23 protein-coding genes and 5 pseudogenes are annotated in these 24,279 nt (G+C 68.5%); 17 read left to right on the forward strand and 11 right to left on the reverse strand.

Going from position 1 to position 24,279, the window contains the following annotated elements; all coding sequences use genetic code 11:
- Both KUM49_RS41725 and KUM49_RS41730 read left to right on the forward strand, forming a co-directional pair.
- Positions 1-700: SDR family NAD(P)-dependent oxidoreductase (locus tag KUM49_RS41725; RefSeq protein WP_217242173.1), on the forward strand; the 700-nt coding region annotated here is incomplete at its 5' end.
- A 50-nt stretch (positions 701-750) separates the two neighbouring features.
- On the forward strand, positions 751-1,200 hold the full coding sequence (locus KUM49_RS41730; RefSeq protein ID WP_217242174.1) for a hypothetical protein: 450 nt from the start codon (positions 751-753) through the stop codon (positions 1,198-1,200).
- A gap of 187 nt (positions 1,201-1,387) precedes the next feature.
- Here KUM49_RS41730 and KUM49_RS41735 read toward each other — a convergent pair.
- The 4 genes and pseudogenes from KUM49_RS41735 to KUM49_RS41750 all read right to left on the reverse strand — a co-directional run.
- A pseudogene (locus tag KUM49_RS41735) lies at positions 1,388-1,621 on the reverse strand (MFS transporter); the annotation flags it as partial.
- Positions 1,582-2,256: a hypothetical protein gene (locus KUM49_RS41740; protein ID WP_217242175.1), complete on the reverse strand. Its 675-nt coding sequence runs from the start codon at positions 2,254-2,256 to the stop codon at positions 1,582-1,584. The gene KUM49_RS41740 and the pseudogene KUM49_RS41735, both read right to left, overlap by 40 nt.
- A gap of 224 nt (positions 2,257-2,480) precedes the next feature.
- The gene (locus KUM49_RS41745; RefSeq protein ID WP_374200270.1) at positions 2,481-2,969 is read right to left on the reverse strand and encodes an ATP-binding protein; all 489 of its coding nucleotides are present in this window, start codon (positions 2,967-2,969) and stop codon (positions 2,481-2,483) included.
- 165 nt (positions 2,970-3,134) lie between these two features.
- Positions 3,135-3,758, reverse strand: a complete 624-nt coding sequence (locus tag KUM49_RS41750; protein WP_217242176.1) for a TetR/AcrR family transcriptional regulator — start codon at positions 3,756-3,758, stop codon at positions 3,135-3,137.
- A 204-nt stretch (positions 3,759-3,962) separates the two neighbouring features.
- Between KUM49_RS41750 and KUM49_RS41755 the strand changes: the two genes are divergently transcribed.
- From KUM49_RS41755 to KUM49_RS41790, 8 genes and pseudogenes are all read left to right on the forward strand, one after another.
- A complete protein-coding gene (locus KUM49_RS41755) occupies positions 3,963-4,778 on the forward strand; it encodes an oxidoreductase (protein WP_217242177.1) in 816 nt (271 codons plus the stop codon).
- Between the two features lie 84 nt (positions 4,779-4,862).
- Positions 4,863-5,000 (forward strand): annotated as a pseudogene (locus KUM49_RS41760) (VOC family protein); the annotation flags it as partial.
- 97 nt (positions 5,001-5,097) lie between these two features.
- A complete protein-coding gene (locus KUM49_RS41765; protein ID WP_217242178.1) occupies positions 5,098-6,774 on the forward strand; it encodes an FAD-dependent oxidoreductase in 1,677 nt (558 codons plus the stop codon).
- A gap of 11 nt (positions 6,775-6,785) precedes the next feature.
- Complete coding sequence (locus KUM49_RS41770) at positions 6,786-8,255, forward strand: ATP-binding protein (RefSeq protein ID WP_217242233.1); 1,470 nt, start codon at positions 6,786-6,788, stop codon at positions 8,253-8,255.
- Positions 8,252-8,602 (forward strand): UBP-type zinc finger domain-containing protein, encoded by a 351-nt coding sequence (locus KUM49_RS41775; RefSeq protein WP_217242179.1) that lies wholly within the window; start codon positions 8,252-8,254, stop codon positions 8,600-8,602. Before KUM49_RS41770 ends, KUM49_RS41775 begins: the two co-directional genes overlap by 4 nt.
- A gap of 107 nt (positions 8,603-8,709) precedes the next feature.
- The gene (locus KUM49_RS41780) at positions 8,710-8,895 is read left to right on the forward strand and encodes a hypothetical protein (RefSeq protein WP_217242180.1); all 186 of its coding nucleotides are present in this window, start codon (positions 8,710-8,712) and stop codon (positions 8,893-8,895) included.
- A 169-nt stretch (positions 8,896-9,064) separates the two neighbouring features.
- Positions 9,065-9,943 carry an alpha/beta fold hydrolase gene (locus KUM49_RS41785; protein ID WP_217242181.1) on the forward strand — a complete coding sequence of 293 codons (879 nt, stop codon included), beginning with the start codon at positions 9,065-9,067 and terminating at the stop codon, positions 9,941-9,943.
- Between the two features lie 52 nt (positions 9,944-9,995).
- Positions 9,996-10,511 (forward strand): DUF302 domain-containing protein, encoded by a 516-nt coding sequence (locus KUM49_RS41790; RefSeq protein ID WP_217242182.1) that lies wholly within the window; start codon positions 9,996-9,998, stop codon positions 10,509-10,511.
- A 146-nt stretch (positions 10,512-10,657) separates the two neighbouring features.
- Here KUM49_RS41790 and KUM49_RS41795 read toward each other — a convergent pair whose 3' ends face one another.
- Positions 10,658-11,044 carry a group II intron maturase-specific domain-containing protein gene (locus KUM49_RS41795; RefSeq protein ID WP_217242183.1) on the reverse strand — a complete coding sequence of 129 codons (387 nt, stop codon included), beginning with the start codon at positions 11,042-11,044 and terminating at the stop codon, positions 10,658-10,660.
- A 100-nt stretch (positions 11,045-11,144) separates the two neighbouring features.
- On the reverse strand, positions 11,145-11,363 hold the full coding sequence (locus KUM49_RS41800) for a TetR family transcriptional regulator C-terminal domain-containing protein (protein ID WP_374200271.1): 219 nt from the start codon (positions 11,361-11,363) through the stop codon (positions 11,145-11,147).
- A gap of 434 nt (positions 11,364-11,797) precedes the next feature.
- Between KUM49_RS41800 and KUM49_RS41805 the strand changes: the two genes are divergently transcribed.
- Complete coding sequence (locus KUM49_RS41805) at positions 11,798-12,814, forward strand: NAD(P)/FAD-dependent oxidoreductase (RefSeq protein ID WP_217242234.1); 1,017 nt, start codon at positions 11,798-11,800, stop codon at positions 12,812-12,814.
- A 26-nt stretch (positions 12,815-12,840) separates the two neighbouring features.
- On the opposite strand, the gene KUM49_RS41810 is transcribed toward KUM49_RS41805, so the two are convergent.
- Positions 12,841-13,131, reverse strand: a complete 291-nt coding sequence (locus KUM49_RS41810) for a hypothetical protein (protein ID WP_217242241.1) — start codon at positions 13,129-13,131, stop codon at positions 12,841-12,843.
- Here KUM49_RS41810 and KUM49_RS41815 point away from each other — a divergent pair.
- Both KUM49_RS41815 and KUM49_RS41820 read left to right on the forward strand, forming a co-directional pair.
- Positions 13,130-14,062, forward strand: a complete 933-nt coding sequence (locus KUM49_RS41815) for an NAD(P)H-binding protein (protein ID WP_254402606.1) — start codon at positions 13,130-13,132, stop codon at positions 14,060-14,062. The two genes, KUM49_RS41810 and KUM49_RS41815, sit on opposite strands and share 2 nt — an antisense overlap.
- Positions 14,063-14,144: 82 nt before the next feature.
- A complete protein-coding gene (locus KUM49_RS41820; RefSeq protein ID WP_217242185.1) occupies positions 14,145-15,776 on the forward strand; it encodes an MFS transporter in 1,632 nt (543 codons plus the stop codon).
- A gap of 87 nt (positions 15,777-15,863) precedes the next feature.
- On the opposite strand, the gene KUM49_RS41825 is transcribed toward KUM49_RS41820, so the two are convergent.
- Complete coding sequence (locus KUM49_RS41825) at positions 15,864-16,817, reverse strand: immunity 49 family protein (protein ID WP_217242186.1); 954 nt, start codon at positions 16,815-16,817, stop codon at positions 15,864-15,866.
- 523 nt (positions 16,818-17,340) lie between these two features.
- Here KUM49_RS41825 and KUM49_RS41830 point away from each other — a divergent pair.
- The 4 genes and pseudogenes from KUM49_RS41830 (at position 17,341) to KUM49_RS41845 (ending at position 21,342) form a co-directional block, all read left to right on the forward strand.
- Positions 17,341-18,009, forward strand: a pseudogene (locus KUM49_RS41830) (IS6 family transposase).
- Positions 18,010-18,084: 75 nt separating this feature from the next.
- Positions 18,085-18,282 (forward strand): annotated as a pseudogene (locus KUM49_RS41835) (ATP-binding protein); the annotation flags it as partial.
- A 73-nt stretch (positions 18,283-18,355) separates the two neighbouring features.
- Positions 18,356-19,651 carry a GNAT family N-acetyltransferase gene (locus tag KUM49_RS41840; protein ID WP_254402608.1) on the forward strand — a complete coding sequence of 432 codons (1,296 nt, stop codon included), beginning with the start codon at positions 18,356-18,358 and terminating at the stop codon, positions 19,649-19,651.
- A gap of 554 nt (positions 19,652-20,205) precedes the next feature.
- On the forward strand, positions 20,206-21,342 hold the full coding sequence (locus KUM49_RS41845; RefSeq protein WP_308406994.1) for an IS4 family transposase: 1,137 nt from the start codon (positions 20,206-20,208) through the stop codon (positions 21,340-21,342).
- A gap of 237 nt (positions 21,343-21,579) precedes the next feature.
- Here the strand turns inward: KUM49_RS41845 and KUM49_RS50965 are convergent.
- The 3 genes and pseudogenes from KUM49_RS50965 to araA all read right to left on the reverse strand — a co-directional run.
- A pseudogene (locus KUM49_RS50965) lies at positions 21,580-21,738 on the reverse strand (ISL3 family transposase); the annotation flags it as partial.
- 199 nt (positions 21,739-21,937) lie between these two features.
- The gene (gene araD, locus KUM49_RS41855) at positions 21,938-22,663 is read right to left on the reverse strand and encodes an L-ribulose-5-phosphate 4-epimerase AraD (RefSeq protein ID WP_037683737.1); all 726 of its coding nucleotides are present in this window, start codon (positions 22,661-22,663) and stop codon (positions 21,938-21,940) included.
- Between the two features lie 49 nt (positions 22,664-22,712).
- Positions 22,713-24,230, reverse strand: coding sequence for an L-arabinose isomerase (gene araA / locus KUM49_RS41860; RefSeq protein ID WP_217242189.1), 1,518 nt, complete (start codon positions 24,228-24,230; stop codon positions 22,713-22,715).
- Positions 24,231-24,279 lie beyond the last annotated feature (49 nt).

A 24,279-nucleotide genomic window follows, 5' to 3' on the forward strand; every position in this document is an offset into this window, starting at 1 on the left:
TGGCGGAACCTCAGGCATCGGCTTGAGCCTCGCGCAATCCTTCGTGGAGCTCGGGGCGTCTGTCGTCGTTTGCGGACGTTCGCAGGCTGCGCTTGACCACTTCGCGCAGGCCCACCCGCAGGCGCTGGCCGTGCGGGCTGATGTGACGAACGCGGCTGATCGGGCAGCGCTGTTGCAAGCAGTCGCTGATCGCTTCGGGCGTCTGGACGTGCTGGTCAACAACGCCGGTACGTTCGAGGAACGAGACTATGCCACCGGCAAGAACCCGAATGCGACGCTCGATGCCGAGGTGGCGTTGAACCTCACCGCCCCCATCCACTTGACGGGCGAAGTGCTCGAGCGATGGCCATCGCCCGACGCGATCGTCTTCATCACCTCGGGGTTCGCTCTGGTCTCGCCCACTCGCGCGCCTACCCACGGCGCGGTGAAGGCCGGCCTGCACGGCTTTGCGGATGGCTTGCGCCGTCAACTCGCCCCGCAGGGTCACACCCATGTCCTCGAGGTCCTCCCACCGTCCACGGACACACCCATGAACGCCGAAGCCACGGGGAAGAAACTGACTCCCGCACAGGTGGCGGCGGTCACGATGAAGGCTCTTCGGCGGAGGCGGAACATGGCATTCCCCGGTCAGACGAAAGTCATGCCCGCCATGCTGCGCATCGCGCCGGGCACACTACGACGCGTCGTCGCCGAGCTCTGAACCCCATGAAACACAGCTGACCGGCCCGTTCCGGATTGAAAGGATTCTCCATGTCCAAATTCCCCCTCCACCTGGTTCCTTCCCGTAGAGCGCTGACGACCGGGCGCTTCATCGTCGCGGCCACCCATTTGTTCACCCCGCGGCTGGCCGCGCGGTTTTTCCAGCTCACGGCCAGCGGTACCCCCGCGATCCCTTATTCGCGGATGTTCGCGATCCGCAACGCTGCTCTCGGGCTTGGACTGCAACGGATGGACAGTTTCACCCGGCCCCAGCAGCAGCAGTTTCTTGCGGTGAACATCGTCATGGACTCGGTCGATGCCGCCGCTTTCCTGGCTGCGGGCCTGCGGCGCGACGTCAGCCGTACCTCGACCATGCTGTCCGCCGCCGTGGCTCTTTCTGCGGTGGTAGCCGGTACCACGGCCCTCATCGAGCACAAGCAAGCGGCCGCCCAAGAAACGGAGTCAACAGCGACGGCGCCATCGAACAGCGACTGGAAGTGACCGCACCGGCGTGGCACCGCAGCTGATCCACCGCACCGCCTCCATTGGCTGGAGGCCGCCGAGGACGGGTGGGCGGTCTCTGTCGAGTTCAGCATCGGGCGGATGAGGTTCTGGCGAAGACGAGGACGACGGTGCCCGGTGCCGTCGACGGTGAGGGCGGCCGGCTTCCCCGACGGGGCAGGCCAGGTCACCGGCTGCTCCCACTCGTGGCGATCGCGGGGAGGACGGCGAGAGTGAAGATGCCTCCGGTGAGGGCGAGGACGGGGTAGCCGGAGGCGGAGACGACGAGGCCGGAGCTGAAGCCCCCGGTGGCGATGGCGATGGAGAAGTCGGCCATGCCCTGGTTCTTGGCGCGGGTGGCCAGCGGCACGGCATCGGTGATCATCGCGGTGCCGGAGACGAGGCCCAGGTTCCAGCCCAGCCGCGGCAGGCGCCGCGGCTGCGGTGATTCCGGCGGCGAGCGAAGTCCTCGTCCAGGCAGGCCGCGATGGACACATTCGTCATCCCGTCAGGTCCCCGATCGGTCAGCGTTGCCGTCGCTCTTGCCGGTGCACCACCGTCCGAGGGGATGGCGGTGCGGCCCCGGGCGGCGACGATCACCCGACGGGAGCGGACCCGCCCTGGCGTGCACGCTGAGCCTTGCCCTCCCATGGGTCCCGGTTCAGGAGGGGGCTGCGAGGTGCGCCGGAATCGGGCTTGGAGGGGAATGACGGTGGCGCCGGTGCGCAGGGCCTCGTTTTCGAGGGCGAGTTTACGGATGGCTTCCTCGTAGAGGGTGAGGGTGCGGCGCAACTCGGTGTTCTCCTTTCGCAGCCGGGCCAGATTCGCCTCCCGCCGCTCGTCGGCCCCGGAGGACTCTGCTTGGACCATCGGTGGGGCGGTCGCAGGGATGTGGGGCCGGAAATGGGTGTCGATCAGGTTGGCGTAGTGGCGGTGGAAGGTGGCGTGGGGGATGCCGAGGTGCCGCTCGATGGCGGTGACGGTCGGGCGGTGTCCTCCGAGGAGGCAGGCGGGGTGGGCCGGGGAGCCCGCGATCGCCACGATCTCCGTGTCCACCGTGTCGACATGCCACTGGTGAAGCGTCGGTATTCGAGAGTTGCAGTATTCGCCTGCGCAGTGGGCAACTTTGGCAGGCTCTGATCCTGGCCACCCTGACAGGCGCCACCCGAGCCGAAGGATGCGGGTGCTGCGCGGCGGGTCTGGTAGCCGCCGACTGCTGTCGTCGGCTCGGCGGGACTCAAGCCGGTCCTCCAGGGGGCGCCACGCTGGCCGGGTTCGGGTCAGGAGGGCTGCCGTCCGGCCGGGTCTCCACCGGGGTCGTCGGGCCAGCTCGATGGCCGCGGTGATCCACTTGCCCACCGGTTCCCGCTGGACACAGAACGTCTGGGACACGGCCATAGCGATCTCCAGGCCCGTGCTGCCCGACCCGCCGGGTCGGCCGCCTGGATGGACGGCAGCGTGGTGCTGCTGTGCCACACGCTGATCTGGACGGCGCCCTCGACGAGCTCCAGGTCCAGCAGGCACGGGCCGGGCGCGTACTTGCGGGCGTTGGTGACCCGCTCGCTGACGACCAGCTGCACCATGCCCGTCGCCCGCTCCGACACCGGCAGCCCGTGCACGACCTGCACCGTGGTGAGGAAGTCGCGGGCCATGGCACGGGCCTCGGTGATCTCCGCGCTGCCCTCGAACGCGGCACCGGCCCTGATCAGACGGTCGGCAAGCGGGTCCTGGCCCTCATTTTGGCAGCAGCATCCATGGAACTGCCTCACGTCCGAAGCGCCGAGCAGTGCCCACCCCGCAGATCCCCGGAACACCACAGCACGCGCCGACACGCGACGTCACGGCGGCGCGTAAACCTACGGGCCGTGCCTCGGCGGCGTCGAAGTGGGCCGACCGCATCAGATGCCGGTGCAACGAGGCCGGCCGTGCCCTTGTCAGCGGTGGCGCGGGCGGGGCAGCAAGGCGAACGCGCTCTCCGCGATCGAGGTCAGGCGGTCGGGACTGTGGCCGTACGCGCCCACGACATCGCACCCGCGGATGACGGTCAGCAGAAGGTATGCAAGGTCGTCGGGGTCCGCGTCGGGGTCGATGTCGCCGTTGCGCTGCGCCGCTCGCACACACTCGGCCACCGCCGTCCGGACCACGGAGAAGCAGTCGTTGGCCAGGCGTTGCACCTCGGGGTCGGAGGCGCCGATCTCCAGGGCCATCTTGGCGGCGAAGCAGGCCGCCGCCGCCCGGTCGGGGGCGGGGGGTACGTCGGCGGCGAGTGGCACTCCATGGACGGCGCGGAGCAAGTACGCGTGCAGTCGTTCCAGGGCGCCCTCGTCCGGTCCGGCGAGCATGTTCCGCGGACCTTGCCCCAGCCGGGCGAAGTAGCCGGTCATCGCCTGGAGCAGCACGCCGTGCTTGCCGTCGAACGCGGCGTAGAGGCTGCCGCGGCCCAGGCCGGTGGCGGCGCTGATGTCGTCGACGCTCGTGCCGTTGTAGCCCGTGGTGCGGAACTGCCGCTCGGCGGCATGGAGGACGTGGTCGGGGTCGAAGCTTCGTGGTCTCGCCATACCAAGAAGGTAAAGCCGACCCACCCTTCTTGACAACCCGGTACAGAACTGCCTAGGTTTCTGACTGTTCAGTACGCAACCGTCCTGAGCTCACCGGACAGGCTTGGTCCGGGTTTGCAGGACCGGTGCGGACCCTGTCGACCTGAGCACAGGCGACCCCGCGCAGCGCACGACGAAGTCATGGCCACAACCGAAGGAACCGACATGCAGACAGCTCACCGAGTGGCCCTCGTGACGGGCGCCTCCTCCGGGATCGGGCGGGCGGCGGCGCTCGCCCTCGTGGGCGCCGGTTTCGCGGTGGTCGGCACGAGCCGCAACGCGGCGAACGCCGAGCCGCTCGGCGGGGTGACGTTCCTCGATCTCGACGTGGCCAGCGACGCATCGGTCCGCTCCCTGGTCGGGGAGGTGATCGAGCGGTTCGGCCGGATCGACGTCCTGGTCAACAACGCAGGCGTAGGCGCGGTCGGCGCCGGCGAGGAGAGCTCGATCCACCAGGCCAAGGAGGTCTTCGACATCAACGTCTTCGGTCTGATGCGGATGACGAACGCAGTGATGCCCCAGATGCGCGCCCAGGGCGGTGGCCGCGTGGTCAACGTCTCTTCGGTACTGGGTCTGATCCCAGCCCCCTTCATGGCCGTCTACGCCGCCACCAAGCATGCGGTCGAGGGCTACTCCGAGTCCGTCGACCACGAGCTTCGCGAGCACGGCGTGCGGGTGCTGCTGGTCGAGCCGGCCTACACAAGCACGGCTTTCGAGGCGAGTAGCATGGCACCCGACTCACCCCTGCCGGTCTACGCCGCACAGCGGAAGGTCTCCCGAGACGTGCTGGCCACGGCCGTGCGCAACGCCGACCACCCGGACGTCGTCGCGAAGGTGATCGTCGCGGCCGCCACCGATTCCAAGCCCAAGCTCCGGTACACCGCCGGCCCGATGGCCGCACGCGTCAGCCTCCTGCGCCGGATCGTGCCCTCGCGCGCCTTCGACGGAGAAATCCGCAAGCTCAACCGGCTGGCCGGCTGACCCCGCAGTACACCCGGCGCCTGAGGAGACGCCCATGTCCCAGCCCAGAGACACCGAAGCCAGCATCGTGGGCGGCGCGGGGCCGACCGGCAGGCCGAGGTCGACCGGCTGCTGGCCCTCGGGGCGCGGCACGCGGACATCGGCCAGGGAGAGCCGTCCTGGACCACACTGGTGGACCCGGAGGGCAACGAGTTCTGCGTGCTCGGCTCGCGGCGAAGCTGACCGGAGCGAAGCAGGGCGATCGAAAATACGATGGCTGAAAGGCGGCGCGGCACCGAGCCGGCGCCGACCGTGATCCGATCACTCGGGGTGTAGACGTATGGCACAGGCCGCAGACGCTGCGCGGACCGTCATCGTGACCGTGGACGACGACCCCGGGGTGTCCCGGGCCGTCGCCCGTGACCTGCGACGGCGCTACGGCGAGTCGTACCGGATCGTGCGCGCGGAGTCCGGGGAGTCCGCGCTGGAGGCGCTGCGGGAGCTGAAGCTGCGTGGGGATCTGGTCGCGGTGATCCTTGCCGATTACCGGATGCCGCAGATGAACGGCATCGAGTTCCTCGAACAGGCCCTGGACCTCTATCCGGGCGCCCGGCGCGTGCTGCTGACCGCGTACGCGGACACCAGCGCGGCGATCGACGCGATCAACGTCGTCGACCTCGACCACTACCTCCTCAAGCCGTGGGACCCGCCGGAGGAGAAGCTCTACCCGGTGCTCGACGACCTCCTGGAGGCGTGGCGGTGCAGTGACTACCGGCCGGTGCCCGCGACCAAGGTGATCGGGCACCGCTGGTCGGCGCGCTCCTCGGACGTGCGGGAGTTCCTGGCCCGCAACCAGGTGCCGTACCGCTGGTACTCCACGGAGGAGCCGGAGGGGCAGCGGCTGCTGGCCGCCGCGGGGCAGGACGGGCAGCGGCTGCCGGTGGTGATCACCCCCGACGGCACTCCCCTGGTCAGGCCGGAGGCGCCCGACCTGACCGCCCACGTGGGCCTCGCCACGACCCCGACCGCGGACTTCTACGACCTGGTCGTCATCGGCGGCGGGCCGGCCGGGCTGGGCGCGGCCGTGTACGGGGCCTCGGAGGGCCTGCGTACGGTGCTCGTGGAGCGGTCGGCGACCGGCGGGCAGGCCGGGCAGAGCTCGCGGATCGAGAACTACCTGGGCTTCCCCGACGGCGTCTCCGGCGCCCAGCTCACCGACCGGGCCCGCCGGCAGGCGACGAAGTTCGGCGCCGAGATCCTCACCGCCCGTGAGGTGGCGGGCCTGGAGGTCAACGGCGCGGCCCGGACCGTGCGCTTCTCGGACGGGTCGCAGATCGCGGCGCACAGCGTGATCCTGGCGACCGGTGTGTCGTACCGGCGGCTGGAGGCGCCGGGTGCCGACGAGTTGTCGGGCCGCGGAGTGTTCTACGGGTCCGCGCTCACCGAGGCCGCCGCCTGCCAGGGCCACGACGTGTACATCGTCGGCGGCGCCAACTCGGCCGGGCAGGCGGCGATGTACCTGTCCAGGGGCGCCAAGTCGGTGACCCTGCTGGTGCGCGGAGCGGACCTCGCCGCGTCGATGTCGCACTATCTGATCCAGCAGATCGCCGAGTCGCCGAACATCTCGGTGCGGGCCCACACGGTCGTCGAGGCCGCGCACGGCGACGGCCACCTGGAACAGCTGACGTTGCGCGACACGACGAGCGGGCAGACCGAACTGGTCGACGCGCAGTGGCTGTTCGTGTTCATCGGCGCGGCCCCGCTGACCGACTGGCTGGACGGTACGGTGCTGCGGGACGAGCGCGGGTTCATCCTGGCCGGGCCCGATCTGACCGCCGACGGGCGGCCACCGGCGGACTGGGAGCTGGACCGACCGCCGTACCACCTGGAGACCAACATCCCCGGCGTGTTCGTCGCCGGGGACGCGCGCGCGGAGTCCGCGAAGCGGGTCGCGTCCGCCGTCGGAGAAGGAGCCATGGCCGTGATGCTCGTACACCGGTATCTGGAGCAGTCGTGAGCGGGCAGCCGATGCCGTGCGACGCGGCGGAGATCAGTTCCCTCTTCCTGTTCGAGAAGCTGAACTCCGAGCAGCTCGACAGGCTGTGCAGCGAGGGACGGGTCGAACTGTTCGACCCCGGGCCGGTGTTCACCGAAGGTGACCCGGCGACCTGCTTCTACGTGATGATCGAGGGCACGGTCGTCATGTCGCGCCGGGTGGGCGGCGACGACATCGAGGTGAGCCGCACGTCCCAGCCAGGGGTGTACGCGGGGGCCGTGCGGGCGTACGTCGGGGACGGGAAACCGCAGCGGTACATGAACTCGTTGCGGGTGCCGGAGCCGACGCGGTTCTTCGTCCTGCCCGCCGAATCGTTCGCGAACTTCATGCACGAGTGGTTTCCGATGGCGGTCCATCTCCTGGAGGGACTCTTCCTCGGTTCGCAGACCTTTCAGCGGGCCGTCGGGCAGCGCGAACGGCTGCTGGCGCTGGGCTCGTTGTCCGCGGGTCTCACCCATGAGCTCAACAACCCGGCCGCGGCCGCCGTACGGGCCACCTCCTCGCTCAGGGACCGGGCCACGCACATGCGCAACAAGCTCGCCGTCATCGCCTCGAGCCCCGACCACGCCGACGCCCTGAAGACCCTGCTCGACCTTCAGGAACGGACGGCCGAGCGGGTCTCCAAGGCGCCGGCACTGAGCCCGCTCGAAGCGTCCGACCGGGAGGACGAACTCGCCGACTGGCTCGACGACCACGGCGTCCAGAACGGCTGGCAGATCGCGCCGACCTTCGTGCAGGGCGGTCTCGACGTCGACTGGCTGGAGCAGATCGCGGCCGCCGTCGACGAGCAGGAAATCCTGCAGAGTGCCATCGAGTGCCTCAACTACACGGTAGAGACCGAACTGTTGATGTCCGAGATCGAGGACTCCACCACCCGCATCTCGCACCTCGTCGACGCCGCCAAGCAGTACTCGCAGCTGGACCGCGCCCCCTACCAGATCGCCGATGTCCACGAACTCCTCGACAGCACGCTGCTGATGCTGTCGGGCAAGATCGGTCCCCAGGTCAAGGTCGTGAAGGAGTACGACCGTTCGGTGCCGAGGATTCCGGCCTACCCGGCCGAACTGAACCAGGTGTGGACCAACCTGATCGACAACGCCGTCTCCGCCATCAACAGCGCGGGCGGCGAAGGGACGTTGACCGTACGCACCGCTCTGGTGCACGACCGGCTGCTGGCGGAGTTCCGCGACACGGGCCCGGGAGTGCCGGCCGAGATCCGCGGCCGGATCTTCGACCCGTTCTTCACCACCAAGCCGGTGGGCGAGGGCACCGGGCTGGGGCTCGACATCTCCTGGCGGATCGTCGTCAACAAGCACCACGGTGATCTGAAAGTCGAGTCCGTACCCGGCGACACCCGCTTCCAGGTGCTGCTCCCCCTCACCGCCACCGACCCCGACACCGAGCCCGATACCGTCCCCGACCCGGCCCAGGAGCCCTCATGACCAAGGACACCGGAATCGACCCCAGCGTCCCGCCCAGCGGTGCCGGATGCGTCGAGTGCGACGCCGACGGCGGCTGGTGGTTCCATCTGCGGCGCTGCGCCCAGTGCGGCCACATCGGCTGCTGCGACGACTCACCCGCCAAGCACGCCACCGGCCACTTCCGGGACACCGGCCATCCGGTGATCCGCAGTTACGAACCGGGCGAGAACTGGTTCTGGAACTTCGAGACGTCCGAGCTGTACGAGTCAGGTCCGGCCCTGGCTCCCCCGGACGCCCACCCTGCCGACCAGCCCACGCCGGGACCGGCGGGGCGCGTGCCGGCGAACTGGGCGGACACGCTGCGCTGAGCCTGGCCGACCAGGGCTGTCAGTGGTGGATGTCAGGATTCAACTGTGCCGCAGAACCTGTTCGGCACTCCACTCATCGGCCGCGACGACGAGCTGACCCGTCTCGCATGATCGAGTTCTTCGCCGCCCGCATCCGGCAGGGGCAGCGGGACGGTGACGTCGGCCAGGACGTCGACTCCAGAGCGCAGGCGCTGCTCTTGCAGAACACCCGCGCCGGGCTGCGGGTCATGGCCAAGCCGTGCGACCGGCCGACGCTCCACCGGATCACCGACACGGCCCTCGCGGGCCTCTGAGACAGGACACTTCGGGCGACTGCACCTCTTTGCACCCTGATTTTGACTCCTCGTTCAAGAATGCGCGGTTCTTCGTACCGAGTGTCCAAACCCTGATCAACTTCACAGACCAACGAAATAGGAAGAATACCCGTATTGCGGCATTCTCCTCACCTGAAAGGACAGAACCATGGAACGCAACGAGCCTCCCGACGCGACGTACACGAGGACCTGGAGCAACGGCCGCGGCGAGGTGCGGTTCTTCACCCGAGCCGATGGCTCGCGGCTGCGCTACTACACGGTGGGCACCGGCCCCGCCCTCGTGCTGATGCACACCGTGCGCGGCCAGCTCGACTACTTCCAGCGGGTGATCCCGCAGTTGTGGGACCACTACACGGTCTACGCGCTGGATCTGCCCGGGATGGGATGGTCCGACATCGTCCCCGGCGCACAGTACGAGGAGCCCCAGCTGCGGGCCGCGGTCGTCGAATTCGTCCGCGGACTGGACCTTCACGACGTCACCCTGTCGGGCGAATCGCTTGGAGGCGCCCTGTCCCTGTCGGCATCGATCGACCTGAAGGACCGGGTCAGCCGGGTCGTGGCGTTCAACAGCTATGACTACCCCCAGGGAGGCGAACGCGGAAACTTGATCGCCCGCCTCATCATCTCCAGTGTGCGGATGCCCGTGCTGGGCCCCTTCTTCGCCACCCAAGAGCCGCGGCCCGTCTTTCGGGCAATTCTGCAGGGCGGCTACGTCGACAAGACCCAGCTGCCCGAGGACTTCATCACCGAGCTACTGAGGAGCGGCCGCCGCAAGGGCTACGACAAGGTGTCCCGAGGGATCTTCCGCAGCCTCAAGGGATTCGCCCGGGCCCGCGAGCGCTACCCGCGCGTGTCGGCACCCGTCACTCTCGTCTACAGCGAGAACGACTGGTCCCGGCCCGCCGAACGAGACCGCGTGGCCAACGCGCTGACGGACGTCCACCGCATCACCGTGCCCCGCACCGGCCACTTCTCCGCCTTGGAGCGCCCCGACGAGATGGTACGCATCCTGCTCGACGCGGCCTGACTCCAAACGACTGGCACCCCCGCCCATCCCCGTCCAGACATGAGGAAGCGCCATGACTCAGGCCGTCCCTCACCTCGTCAACCGCCTTGTCATCGACACCGAGGAATCCTTCGGCGACGTCCGCCGGCGCTACGAATCGCTGGTACCCGCCATCGAGTTCGCCGAACTCACCGAGGTGGTCGGCACAGGCGACCTCGCGGCGTTGCAGGCCTACATCACCGCGCACACACCTAATTCGTTTGCCATCTACTGGACGCTGGATCCGATGCCGGTGATGCGACTGTCGGGACACCGGCTGCGCGCCGTCACTTACATGATGGGAAACAACGTCATCGCGGAAACCATGTTCCGACACGACCCCGGCACCATCCTGTACGCCCCGCTGCGCACCGCGATCTACGAGACCGCCTCCGGCCACGTACAGATAAGCATCGACCAGCCGTCGAGCAAATTCGCCAGCTTCGGCGATCCCCGCATCGCCGAGGTCGGAGCACAACTCGACGCCAAAGTCGCTGAACTGCTCCGCCTCATGACACTGCCGGTACCACCGGAGCTGATCACGGCCTGACCCTTTGGTGGCCCATCAGGGGCGGTCTTGCCGGACCGCCCCCTCCGATGAGGGGCAGCGCCGCCGGCGCAGCCTCGGGTAGGACCGCCACATTGCTGCGGCGGTCCCCCTCAGAACCGTGCGGGCCCGTTGTCCGAGCACACGGCTCAAGCAAGCCCTGATGGCTCGCGGGCGTATGCAGGTGCTGGCTTGTGTTTGCGACGTCGTTCTCTCCAGTAGTCGGCAAGAGCTGGGTCGTCGACGGACGACGTGCCCCTGACCATCTGGTGCCGGACGATCTTGGTCCAGGAGAACTCGGCGAGGTAGCGGCCGCTGTCGCCGAAGACCCATGGCTCTCGCCTGGCCTTGTTGAACACGCCGAAGTAGCGGGCGGTGACCCAGTGCTTCGGCTTGTTCGGGTGTGTGTGGGTTGCCCACTTGTACATGACCTTCCACACGTAGGCGTCCAGGGCCCGGAGGCGGCTGGCTGGCCCGGCGAGTTGGGTGGCGGCCAGCGACACGGTGGTCGCGCCGAGGAATGTACGTCGTTCCATGCGAGCGTCTCCTGCTGGGTCAAGTCGCTGGAAGGCACGGCGCCTTCTCGGCGCTGGCACGGGCGAGGCAGCAGGGCGAACGCGCTCTCCGTGATCGAGGTCAGGCGGACGGGCTGTGGCCGTACGCGCCTACGACATGGATCCCGCGGATGATGGTCAGCAGAAGGTATGCAAGGTCGTCGGGGTCCGCGTCGGGGTCGATGTCGCCGTTGCGCTGCGCCGCTCGCACGCACTCGGCCACCGCCCTCGCGACCACGGAGAAGCAGGCGTTGGCCAAGCGTTGCACCTCGGGGTCGGAGGCGCCGAGTTCCAGGGCCATGGCGGCGAAACTACCGAGCGGTTCGCGCTGCTGCTCGGCGGCATGCGCACCGAATGGGCGTCGTGGCGATGGGTACGTCGCCTTCGCGGCCCCCGCCCTGATCGGTGCATTGCTGCTGGCCAAGCCCGTGATCACCAAGAAGCCCAAACTCGGCATTCCGGGCACCGTTGTGGTGAGCGAGGGCCGACCTGCCGCACTTGACAACTCAGTACAGAATCGCCTAGGTTTCTGACTGTTCAGTACACAACGGTCCGGAGCTCACCGGGCAGGCTGCGTGCACGCCTGGCGCGATTGAGGGCAAACCCATGCCTTTGAACTCCTCCGCGCCGCCCGGCGTTGCGACGCCTTCCAGCTTTCTGACCAGCTAACCCCTGCAACCACCCGGAATTCGAAGGGTTGACCGAACCATGACGGACAAGGAAAGGCAGGAGGCCATGGCTGTGGCGACTCCTCCGTACGCGAGCGACGCACTGGCCGAGGGGACCGTCGACGCGGTGGTGATCGGCGGGGGTGCCGCGGGGCTGAACGGTGCACTGATCCTCGCCCGCTCCCGCCGCTCGGTCGTCGTGATCGACGGCGGCTCCCCGCGCAACGCGCCCGCGGATGCCGTGCATGGCCTTCTCGCCCTGGACGGCACCCCGCCGTCCGAGATCCTTCGATTGGGCCGGGAGCAGGTGCGCCAGTACGGCGGACGCGTCGTGTTCGGCGAGGTGGTCTCGGCCGAGTCCGCCGCCCCGTCGGCGGACGGGGACCTGCGGTTCACCGTCACCCTGGCCGACGGCCGCAGCATCACCGCTCGCCGCATCCTGGTGGCCACCGGCCTGACGGATGTGCTGCCCCAGGTGCCCGGGCTCGCCGAGCACTGGGGGGACAGTGTGGTGCATTGCCCGTACTGCCACGGCTGGGAGGTGCGCGATGAGCCCATCGGCGTCCTCGCCACCGGACCGGTCTCCATCGAGCACGCGTATCTGTTCCGTCAGCTGACCGAGGACCTGACCTACTTCACCCACGGCACCGACCTGGATGAGGACAGCCGCGCCCGCTTCGCCGCCCGCGGCATCCGCGTCATCGACACCCCGGTCACCGAGGTCGTCAACGACGAGGACGGTGCCCTCGCCGGGGTGCGCCTGGCCGACGGGCAGGTCGTGGCCCGCCGCGTCGTCGCGGTCGCCGCGCAGTTGCAGGCCCGCACCCAGGGCCTGGAAGGTCTGGGCCTGCCGGTGCGGGACCTGCCGAAGGGCCGCGGTTTCGCCTCCGGTATGGCCGGCACCACCGAGGTGCCGGGTGTGTGGGTGGCCGGCAACGTCACCGATCTGGTCGCCCAGGTCGGGGCCTCCGCAGCGGCCGGCGTACTGGCCGGCGCCGACATCAACAGCACGCTGGCCACCGCCGACACCGACGCGGCCCTCCAGAGGAGCGCCGAGGCAAGCCCACAAGCGGCCACACGCTGATCTCCAAGCCCTGAGATCTCAGCCCGTCACCCACTCGCCTCACCTTCACCGGTGAGGAAACCAATCAGTTTTCCCGTCTGCAAACTGATCAGTTTCCAGACGGGTTTCAGCCATGCCCGGCAAGCGGGCAGCAGGAGCGTCGCGCCGAGGTCAACGCCACCCTTCTCGACCTCCTCGACGACTTCACATCCTCGGCTTCCTGAACGGCCGACCCACCCCAACCAGTTGGAGGACGCAACAATGACGGAACGCAATCCCATTCTGATCACCGGCGCCGGCGGCCAAGTCGGTGGCGTGAGCAGGGTGATGGTCGACATGCTGCTCGAACAGGGCCACCCGGTGCGCGCGTTCGTGCGACGGGAAGACGAACGCGCGCAGTCGCTGCGCGAGGCCGGGGCCGAGGTCTTCGTCGGCGACCTGCTCAAACTCGCGGACGTGGCCGCCGCGCTGAAGGGTGTCAAGCGCATCTACTTCAGCATGACCCCGCAGCCGTACTACACCGATGCCCTCACCTTGATGGCCGCGGCGGCGCGAGCCCAGGGCGACATCGAGGCCTTCGTGCACCTGTCCAACTACGAGCAGTCGTACATGACGCTCGAGAAGATGACCACACCGGATGAGGAGCGGCTTTCTTGGCTCGGCGGACTGGTCACGGACTGGTCACCGCAGCAGCGGGCGCACTGGGTCTGCGAGCGGGTGCTGGACTGGTCCGGCCTCCGGACCGTCAACGTGCGTGCGACCCTGTTCGCCGAGAACCCCCATCTGACCTGGATGCTAGCGGGCCCGCTGAGCAACGGTGAACTGCGCCTGCCCTTCGGCAACCAGCGGCTCGCGCCCATCGCCGTTCACGACGTGGCAGAGGTGTGCGTGAAGATGCTGGTCGACCCCGCACCGCACATCTCGAAGTCCTACGCGCTCACCGGCCCGGAGCTGAAGGACATGTACGGGTTCGCTGAGGACTACGCAGCCGTGCTGGGACGCCAGGTCACGTACATCCCTGAGGAATTGGAGGCCTGGCACGAGGCCTTCCTTGACGAGACCGTGCTGCAGGAGACCCTGGGCGATCCGGCTACGGCCCGGCACGTGGCGGCGCACCTGAGGATCCAGACCAGGCTGGTCGCCGGCGGGCGGTACGACGTCCTCTCCGACCAACTGGAAACCCTGCTCGGGCGCCCACCGCGGACCATGCGGTGGGCGCTGCAGAACAATACTCGCCTGCGCGAACTGGCGGTTGCCCCGAGCCACTGAGCGCTCCGGAGCAAAACATGACGCCACACGATGGCCAACTAAGTGATTCCGCTCATCCGCCCGTCCCTCTCAGGAGCTACTGATGCCCTTCCTTGCGAACACCCCCGTGGAGAAGATGACCGGGCCGTACGCGCGGCGCTGGTGGGCGCTGCTCGTGCTGTGCCTGAGCCTGCTGATCACGGTGATGGCGAACACATCGCTGATCGTCGCCGCCCCCGACATGACCACCGACCTGGGCCTGAGCAGCAGTGATCTGCAGTGGGTCGTCGACAGCTACACCGTTCCGTACGCGGCGCTGATGCTGGTGCTGGGCGCGATCGGCGACAAGTACAGCCGGCGCGGCGCACTGGTGCTGGGTCTGCTGATCTTCGCCGGCGGTTCGGTGATGGGGAGCATGGTCGACGAGACCTCGCTGGTCATCGTGGCCCGCGCGATCATGGGTGTGGGTGCCGCGGTCGTGATGCCGGCCACGCTGTCCCTGGTGGTCGCGACCTTCCCCCGCAGCGAGCGGGCCAAGGCCATCACCGCCTGGGCCGCGACCTCCGGGGTGGCGGTAGCCGTCGGCCCGCTGGTCTCCGGCTGGCTGCTGGAGGACCACGCCTGGGGCTCGACCTTCCTGATCAACGTGCCGATCGCCGTCCTCGCCGTGTTCGGCGCGCTCGCCCTGGTACCGCCGTCCAAGGCGGAGGGCATGGGCCGGATCGACTACGTCGGTGGTCTGCTGTCGATCGTCACCGTCGGCTCCCTGATCTACGCCGCCATCGAGGGCCCGCACTCCGGCTGGGGCGCCGGCCCCGTCGCCGCCGCCGTGGTCGCCGGTGTCGGTCTGGTCGCCTTCGTCGCCTGGGAGCTGCGGCACCCGCACCCGATGCTGGACGTCCGCAAGTTCGCGCTGCGGCCCTTCAGCGGCTCGATGCTCGCGGTGATGTTCTTCTTCTTCGGCATGTTCGCCGTGATCTACTACTCGACGCAGTTCCTGCAGTTCGTCCTCGGCTACGGCGCCCTGGACACGGGTGTACGGCTGCTGCCGCTGGGCGGTGCGGTGTTCCTCGGGTCCGCTCTGACCGGGATGCTCGCCCCGAAGCTGGGGGTGAGGGTGATGGCCGTGACCGGCCTGGCCATCGGCACGGCGGGCATGTTCCTGCTCACCCAGATCGACAAGGGGTCGACGTACGGGGACTTCCTGGTGCCGCTGATGATGCTGGGCCTCGCGCTCGGACTGGCCATCTCCCCGGCGACCGACACGATCATGGGCTCCTTCCCCGAGTCCGAGCTGGGCGTCGGCGGCGGTGTCAACGACACCGCGCTGGAGCTGGGCGGGGCGCTGGGCATCGCGGTGCTGGGCTCACTGCTGGGCACGGCCTACCGCGACGAGCTGACCGACCTGGTGGGCAACCGGCTCCCGGCGGACGCGATGGAGATCGCCAAGGACTCGGTCGGTGGTGGCCTGGCCGTCGCGGAGCGGGTCGCGCAGGATCCCTCGGCCGGGCCCCAGCAGGCCCAGGCCGCCGTGGACGCCGTCCACCAGGCCTTCGCCCACGGAGTCGCCCAGACCAGCCTCATCGGCGGGATCATCATGGCCGCCGGAACACTGATCGTCCTCGCGGTCCTGCCGGGCCGGCGCGGGTTCGCGCAGAAGAGCGCCGAGCCGGGGGCCGGGACGGCGGCGAGCGAGGCGGCGACTGTGCGGGAGCACACCGGGTCCACCCGCTAGATCGCCGGCGGGGCGTCCACTGGATCGCCGGGGACGCGCCCGCCGGAGCGACGGGCACCGCCTCCGCTGACATAGGGGCCGAACTGGCTACTTGGCGGTCCAATAGCCCAGGTCATTCACGTCGGCGCCTGCCGCTCGGCGCAGCGCCTCCGGAGAACCCAGCATGCCGTGCGGCAGATAGCCGGACTGGACGCTCAACTCCCACCCGTGCACTTGGACCGCAAGGGCAGCCAGGGCGAGGGCGTCGACCGGCAGGAGAGTCCTAGGGGCGGGATCGGATACCACGCTTGCCCGGTGCTCGATGAGCCGGGCCACGAGAGCCTGCTCAAAGGCGTGCTGGTCGTCGTCAAGGAGTACGCGAAGAAGGCAATGGTCCGCTGTCAGGGGCCCGGCTACGTCAAGTTGCCGGGCAGCCTCTGCGCGCTCGTCGGTGTCTGGCTTGCGCAGGGTCACGGTGGGCCAGTCGTGGGGCAGGTGTCCGCTCGCTTCGGTCAGGTAGAGGCACAGGGCGTTCATCGCGGCAAGATCCGCCGGATCCGACGTCGAAGTCAGCTTCGAGTACGGCACCCCGTCCCGGATCGTGGGCGCATAGTCGCTTCGCAGCAGCAGACCGATCACCCGCTGCCTGTCCCACAACAGGCCGCTGACTAGGCACAGGGCGAACGCGTCGAGCCACGTCTGCGCAGTGGGCGCCTGCTCGACGACGTCTTCGAATGCGATGCTCTCGCTGCTGAGGTGCTCATCGATGAGCGGGAAGAGAATCTCCTGGTCGCCGTTCGGGAAGCAGCCCACGCTCAGAACCCCCAGGGAGCACTCCGCCGCGGTCCGCAGTGCCGCACGCGATGACTCCTCAAGCGCGGGGCCCGCCATGGTGCGCGCGGCGACGTAATCGAGGAGCTCGTCACGCATCTCCTGCAACTTCTCGGGGGACGGGTCGTCGTAGCGCATCCAGTGCCACCGCCGCCTGGTCCGCCAGCTGATGTCGTCGAGTGCCTGGGCTATGTGCTGTGCGCTGACCTTGTGGCGCGTCACGTCCTGCACGGATGCCATCCTCTCGTGATCCTCTCGTGATCTTCTCGACCGGACGCGGCACGCTATCAACGAGCTCGGACATTGCCCCAGTCCGGCCGCGTGAGTCGAGCACAACAGGGGCGCTGACCGGGCGCCGCTGCCGCAGGTACGTTGAATGTCCGCGACTTCATCGGGAACCGATTGGAGTCGAAGGGCTGAATATGCCGCACGCCACCAACGTGCCTCACGACCCTCGGATACCTGTCAGGCATGTTCCTGGGCAGGGCACTTGCCGCACATGCCTAATGCTTGATGTAGACCCCTAGATAACGTCGGCGGCGGACCGGCTGTCTTCCTCGGCTTCCTGCTGTTCGTTCTCGGCTTGCTGGAACTCCTCGCGTACCTGACGCAGTTGCTCCTCGATGGCGGACATCCGCTGGCGGAGCATTGTCACGTTGGCTGAGCGGGGTGGGATGATCTTGTGGTTGATCGTGTCGGGAGGGGATCGCCCGTGTCGTCCGCGCCTCCGTCGTACTAGGGGCACCGGTACCCGGTGGAGATCATCTCGCACTGTGTGGCTGTACTTCCGGTTCCCGCTCAGCCTCCGTGAGGTCGAGGAGCTGATGCTGGAGCGCGGCGTGATCGTGTCCTACGAGAGCATCCGCCGCTGGTGTCTGAAGTTCGGGCAGGCCTACGCCAACGCGCTGCGCCGCAGGCGTCCCCGGCCCGGTGACAAGTGGCACCTGGACGAGGTCTGCATCAAGATCAACGGGCGGTTGCAGTACCTGTGGCGGGCCGTCGACCAGGACGGCAACGTCCTGGACATTCTGGTGCAGAACCGGCGGGACAAGGCCGCGGCCAGGCGATTCTTCCGCCGGCTCCTCATGGAGACCGGGTCCGTGCCGCGGGTGGTCGTCACCGATAAGCTCCGCTCCTACGGCGCCGCCCACCGCGAGGTCATGCCCTGCGTCGAGCACCGGCAGTCGAAGTACCTGAACAACCGCGCCGAGAACTCCCACCAACCGACCCGGCAGCGCGAACGGGCCATGAAAGGCTTCCGCAGCGTCGGCGGAGCGCAGAGATTCCTCGCCGCGTTCAGCGGCATCTCACCCCACTTCCGACACGCCGCCACCGTTTCACCGCCCACGACTGCCGCACCGAAATGCACCACCGCTTCACCACCTGGCGCATCGTCACCGGCTGCGCCCCCGCGGATGCCTGAAGCGTGCAGTACCGGCGACACGATCACCCCAGCCTGCCCCAACGACCCTTTCATCCCCACAAGTTGACAGTGCCCGAGCGGGAGGAGAAGAACAGCGTCGCGATCGCGTCCAACGAGTCGTTCTCGGGGTGGACGAAGACCTTCACCGACCCACGGCTGTGCGCGGCGATCGTCGACCGGCTGACCTTCAACGGGGCGATCATCCAGACAGGCACGGACTCCTACCGCCTCGCCCACACCAAGGCCCAGGCCGAACGCGCCGCGGCCGACTGACACCCTCTGATGCACGGGCCATGAGGAGATATTTGGTTGCTCGCCTGCGGGGGTGGTGGATGCAATGTCGGGCATGGTGACTGAGGTCCGCCCGCCGCGCCGGGATGAGATGGCTGCGTACTACCGGGCATTGCCATGTGCGAACGGGTTGCCGAGCTGGGAGCCTGCGGACGCCGCGTGGCACGGTGGCCCCGAGCCGTGGCCTCCACAGCGCACGCCTGCGAGCGCTGAGCAGCTCGAGAAGTTAGCGGCAGCCGACATCGAAAACGAGTCCTTCCACCCGATCGCAACGTTCGTCGACGGCGAGTGTGTCGGCGCGTCGGCGACCATCTCCTTCGAGGTGACGGTCCCCGGCGGGCGAACGGCGAGGATGGCTGGTGTCACGGCTACCGGGGTGATCGCGACGCATCGTCGGCGCGGTTACCTGCGGCAGATGGTGCAGGCCATGTTCGAGGCCGCCTGGGAGCGAGGCGAGCCGTTGGCGATGCTCAGCGCGAGCGAGGGCAGCATCTACGGGCGGTTCGGGTTTTCGCCTGCGACCTACCGCACCCGGTGGGAGCTGGCGCGTCACGAAGCGGCCCTCCTTCCGGCAGAGCCGGATCCCGGGTCGCTGGAGCTGGTCGATGCTGCGCAGGCGAAAACGGCCTGGCCCCGGGTGCATGCAGAGGTGCGGGCACACCGCGTCGGAGAGCTCAGCCCTCTCCCCGGGCGCTGGGACGGGCTGTCCGACGAAGCAGACGGCACAAACGGACCGCTTCGCTTCCTCGCCCACCGCGACAAGCACGGCGACGTGGACGGCATAGCCAACTTCCGACTGCCGTGGTCCCCGACCGCTGACCGTGCGGGAACGCTCGTGGTGGAAGCCCTGGAGGCGACGAACTCTGTGGCCTACCGCGCGTTGTGGGGACTGCTGATCGACTTCGACCTCACCAAGACCGTCGTGGCGCCTGGCCGTCCGCGCGACGAACCCCTGCGATGGATGCTCACGAACCCGCGAGCGATGCGCATCACCCGGCAGACGGACAACCTCTGGGCACGCCTTCTCGACGTCCCCCGTGCCCTGACACAACGCTCATACCTCGCACCCGGCAGCCTGAATTTCACTATCGACGACGACCAGATGTGGCCGGCGAACAACGGGACATGGCATATGAAGGCAGACGACGCCGTAGCGACGTGCGTTCCGACCGACGGCACGGCGGACCTGACCATCACGCTCTCAGCGCTCAGCTCGCTCTACTTCGGTGGCATGTCGGCGCAGAACCTGGCGCATGCGGGCCACATCACTGCGCACGCCGACGGCGCGATCGGGCATCTTGCCCGGATGTTCTGGACCGACCCCGAACCGCACAACTCCTTCGGCTTCTGACCGAACTCGACCGCCGACCTTGGGCACGTCACTCGAACACCGCATGATCCTCGACGGCGTCAGGAGCTGACGAGGGAACACAACGGCGCGGTGACATCAATTCACATCGACATTGATCATGCGCGTGCCCCTCGAGTGACTCCCGAACTCACCTCGAAATGGCATCCACGGAAAGTGACACAGCCACACTCCTGAACCAGAGGCTTCTCATCCGGGCCGATCCAACGGTGCACACCTCCGTTGCATTTTCTGACCTCACCGGGCTGAGCATGTAAGCCTGTATCGGGCTGTGCACATTGGTCGTACGCCGACACCAAGCCCTCAAGGCGACCGCGGGAACAGCAGGTAGAAGTCAAGGGGGGCTTGATCCAAGGCCGGGTAGTTAACGGATTCCTGCTGGTGGCAAGGGGGTTCGGCGTCGATCGCAACGCGGGCAACGGAATCGACGTTGATCAGATGGTCCGCCAAAGACCGCTGATCGCCGAGGAGCCCCGTTGCCTGCATCTCTGTGTGCCCTGCCACCCGGTCTGACGACCTTCTCTCAAGAACTCACGGTGGCCGCGGGGCAGTACGGGCCTGGTCACCTGGGTGAGTTGACCCAGTTCGTACCCTTCGACCTCGTCGACGCCGTCCTGGAGGAGACCCGGTGTGTGCAGCGCCGGCTACGGGACCTGCCCACACGGGTCGGGGTCTACTTCTTGCTCGCGATGTGCCTGTTCCCGGAGGTCGGCTACCGGTTGGTGTGGCAGAAGCTGACCACCGCACTGGCGGGCGCCGGACTGGAGACCGCGTGGCCGACCGCGAAGGCCCTCCGCGACCTGCGCCGACGAGTCGGTCCGGCGCCCGTCCACCGCTTGTTCGAAGTCCTCGCCGGCCCGCTCGCCCAGCCCTCCACGCCCGGCGTGAGGTTCGGGTCCTTCCGAACGGTCTCCTTCGACGGCTACAGCTCGATCAAGCTGCCCGACAGCGTCCGGAACGTGGACCACTTCGGTCCGCAGAGCCGTGGTGGCTATCCGATGCTGGAGCTGATGACTTTGGTGGAGACCGGGACTCGGGCCCTGATCGGCGCGGTATTCGGAGCCACCAGCGACGGGGAGACCGCCTATGCCCGCCGGCTGCTGCACCACCTGAGCCCGAACATGCTGGTCCTGTGGGACAAGGGCTTCGACGCCAACGCCTTCCTCGCCGCCGTGGCCGACACCGGTGCCCAGTTCCTGGGCCGGCTCCGGGCCAACCGCCGCACCCCGATTCTTGTCAGGCTCGCGGACGGCTCCTACCTGTCCGTCCTCGGCACCCTCCCGGTCCGGGTCGTAGAAGCACAGATCGCCGTGACCTGCGACGACGGCAGTACCTTCACCGGCTCCTACCGCCTGGTGACGACTCTCACCGACGCCCGCCGCTACCCGGCCGACGCTCTCGTCGGCCTCTACCACCAGCGGTGGGAGCACGAATCTGCCTACTTCGCGCTGCGGCACACCATTATGCGGGGCCGGGTGCTGCGGTCGGGCGACCCGGTCGGTGTCGAGCAGGAGATGTGGGCCCTGCTCAGCCTCTACCAGGCCCTGCGAACCGTGATGGTCGAGGCGGCAGAGTCCCGGCCGGGCACCGACCCGGACCGATGCGGCTTCACCATCGCCGATCACCCGCGGGACCGCCTGCTGTGGCAGCGGCAGGGGTCGCAGATGGCGTAGCGCGGTGCTGCGGGAGACGGGCACGGCCAGCAGGCCGGCGAGGCGTGCGGCCGCCCGACCGCATAACTCCCGCGCCACCTGGGATATTTGCCAGGCAAGCCGCACCGTGCGGCGCTGATGGCGTTCCAGCAGTCCGGGAATCTGCTCGCGGAAGGTCTGGCTCCGGCAGCCCAGGACCGGACAGACCAGCCGCCGTGCCCGCAGGTGGACGACGACCGGGCGGCCGTCGACCGGCATGTCCGTCACCGTCCGGCGGTGATACCCGTGCACCTTCGCCGTCGGCGTCCGGCACACCGGACACGGCACCGCCACATCTCGCGTGCGGGCCGTGACCACCACTGCGTCACCACAGCCCTCCACGTCCTCGACGACGAGCACCGACAGCCCGGAAAGCACCGTGCTGATAAGGGAGTGACATCCATCGCAAGATCATGGCCGCGAATGGCTATCCGGCGTCACCACCGACTACGGGCCAGAGCCGAACGTTTTACAGTCCCTCACGCCCTGTACGACCCGGGATGGGGACGTACAGGGCCTGCCGGGCGATCGGCGAGGACGGACGACGTTCGCCGGCGTGCGGGGACGGCCGCTGCGCTCATCCGGCCGGTGCGGGAGTGGGGTTGCCGTAGTAGGCGTCGGGGCCGTGTTTGCGGGTGTAGTGGCGGTTGAGGAGGTGCGGGGGCGGCGGGGCGGTCGGAGACAGGGCCAGGGTGTGAAGGGCGATGTCGGCGACGGCCTCGCAGATGATGGCGTGTTCGAGGGACTTGCGGGCGGTGGCGCCCCAGGTGAACGGGCCGTGGCCCGCGACCATGGCCGCAGGTACCTCCACGGCCTTCTGGTCGTCCTCCTTAAGCATGTCCACGATCACGCGGCCGGTGTTGTACTCGTAGTCCTTCGCGCACTGCTCGGCGGTGAGGTCGGGGGTGCAGGGGATGGGGCCGTTGAAGGTATCGGCGTGGGTGGTCCCCAGCACCGGTATCTCCAGGCGGGCCTGGGCGAAGGCGACGGCGTGGGTGGAGTGGGTGTGGGTGACGCCGCCGATCGAGGGGAAAGCCAGGTAGAGGCAGCGGTGGGTCTCGGTGTCGGTGGAGGGGCGCAGGTCTCCGTCGACCACCTCGCCGTCGGAGAGGCGGACGGTCACCAGGTGGTCGAGGGCGAGATCCTCGTAGGGCACGCCGGAGGGCTTGATGACGAAGACGCCTGCCTCACGGTCGACGCCGCTCACATTGCCCCAGGTCAGCGTCGCCAGGCCGACCTGAGGGATGGCCAGGTTCGCGTTCAGCACCTCTTGGCGCAGGCCGTCGCGGACTCGTACGGTCATCGGTCGTCGTCTCCTTGGATACGGATCCGGTTCTTGGGCTGCACCGCTGTCACAGAGCTTGGGCGAGGCGGTGGTAGGCGGCGTTCCAGCGGACTTCCTTGGCAAACTGCTCGATGCTGGTGGTCTCGTCGATGGTGAGCAGCTCGACGCCGGTCATGGCGGCGTAGTCGGTGAGTGTCTCGATGTCGACGGCCGAGCTGAGCACGGTGTGGTGCGGGGCGCCGGCGAGAAGCCAGCTCTCGGCGGACTCCGCGAGAGAGGGGCGGGGCTTCCACACGGCGCGGGCCACCGGCAGGCGGTGCAGCGGCTCGCTGGGGCTGATGACATCCACGGCGTTGGCGGTCAGCCGGAACCGGTCGCCGAGGTCGGAGAGGCCGACGACGACCGCTTTTCCGGGCGCCGCGTCGAAGACCAGACGGACGGGGTCCTCGCGGCCGCCGATGGAGAGGGGATGGATCTCGCAGCGGGGGCGGGCGGATGCGATGGAGGGGCAGACCTCCAGCATGTGGGCGCCGAGGACGCGTGGGGTGCCGGGGCCGAGGTGGTAGGTGTAGTCCTCCATGAAGGAGGTGCCGCCGGGCAGCCCGGCGCCCATGACCTTCATCGTGCGCAGCAGGGCGGAGGTCTTCCAGTCGCCCTCGCCGCCGAAGCCGTAGCCGTCGGCCATCAGCCGCTGGACTGCGAGGCCGGGCAGTTGGCGCAGGCCGCCGAGGTCCTCGAAGTTGGTGGTGAAGGCGGTGAAGCCGCCCTCGGTGAGGAAGGTCCGCAGGCCGACCTCGATACGGGCCGCGTAGAGGAGGGAGTCGTGGCGGATGCCGCCGGGGCGCAGCGCCGCGACGACGTCGTACGACTCGACGTACTCCTCCGCGAGTTCGGCCGCCACCTTGTCCTCGACCGCGTCCACGACGGCGACGAGATCGTTGACGGCGTAGGTGTTCACGGAGAAGCCGAACCGCAGCTGGGCCTCCACCTTGTCGCCTTCGGTGACGGCGACGTCGCGCATGTTGTCGCCGAAGCGGGCGAGGCGCAGGCTGCGCGAGGTGTGGCGGCCGACGGCGGCGCGGGCCCAGGCCGAGACGCGTCGGATGACTCGCGGGTCGGTGGCGTGCCCGGCGACGATCTTGCGGTCGATGCCCACACGAGACTCGATGTGGCCGAACTCGCGGTCGCCGTGGGCGGCCTGGTTGAGGTTCATGAAGTCCATGTCGATGCTCGGCCAGGGCAGCGACAGGTTGTACTGGGTGTGCAGGTGCAGCAGCGGCCGGTCCAGGACGCTGAGTCCGCCGATCCACATCTTGGCGGGTGAGAAGGTGTGCATCCACGCGATCACGCCCACGCAGGTGTCGGAGGCGCTCGCCTCCTGGCAGATCCGCCGGATCGACTCGGCGTTGGTGAGGACCGGCTTCCACACGATCCTGACCGGCAGCTTGCCGGGGCGGCCGAGGGTCTCGGAGATGCTCCGGGACTGGTCGGCCACCTGACGCAGGACGTCGTCGCCGTACAGGCCCTGGCTTCCGGTGAGGAACCAGATCTCGTGCTCGAGGTAGGGGGTGGTGCTGGTGTTCATGAGGGTTTTCCTTTCAGGGTGACGACCACCTATGAGGCGGGGGCCGTCG

Source organism: Streptomyces sp. AC555_RSS877, assembly GCF_019049245.1.
In the GTDB taxonomy this organism is placed as follows: Bacteria; Actinomycetota; Actinomycetes; order Streptomycetales; family Streptomycetaceae; genus Streptomyces.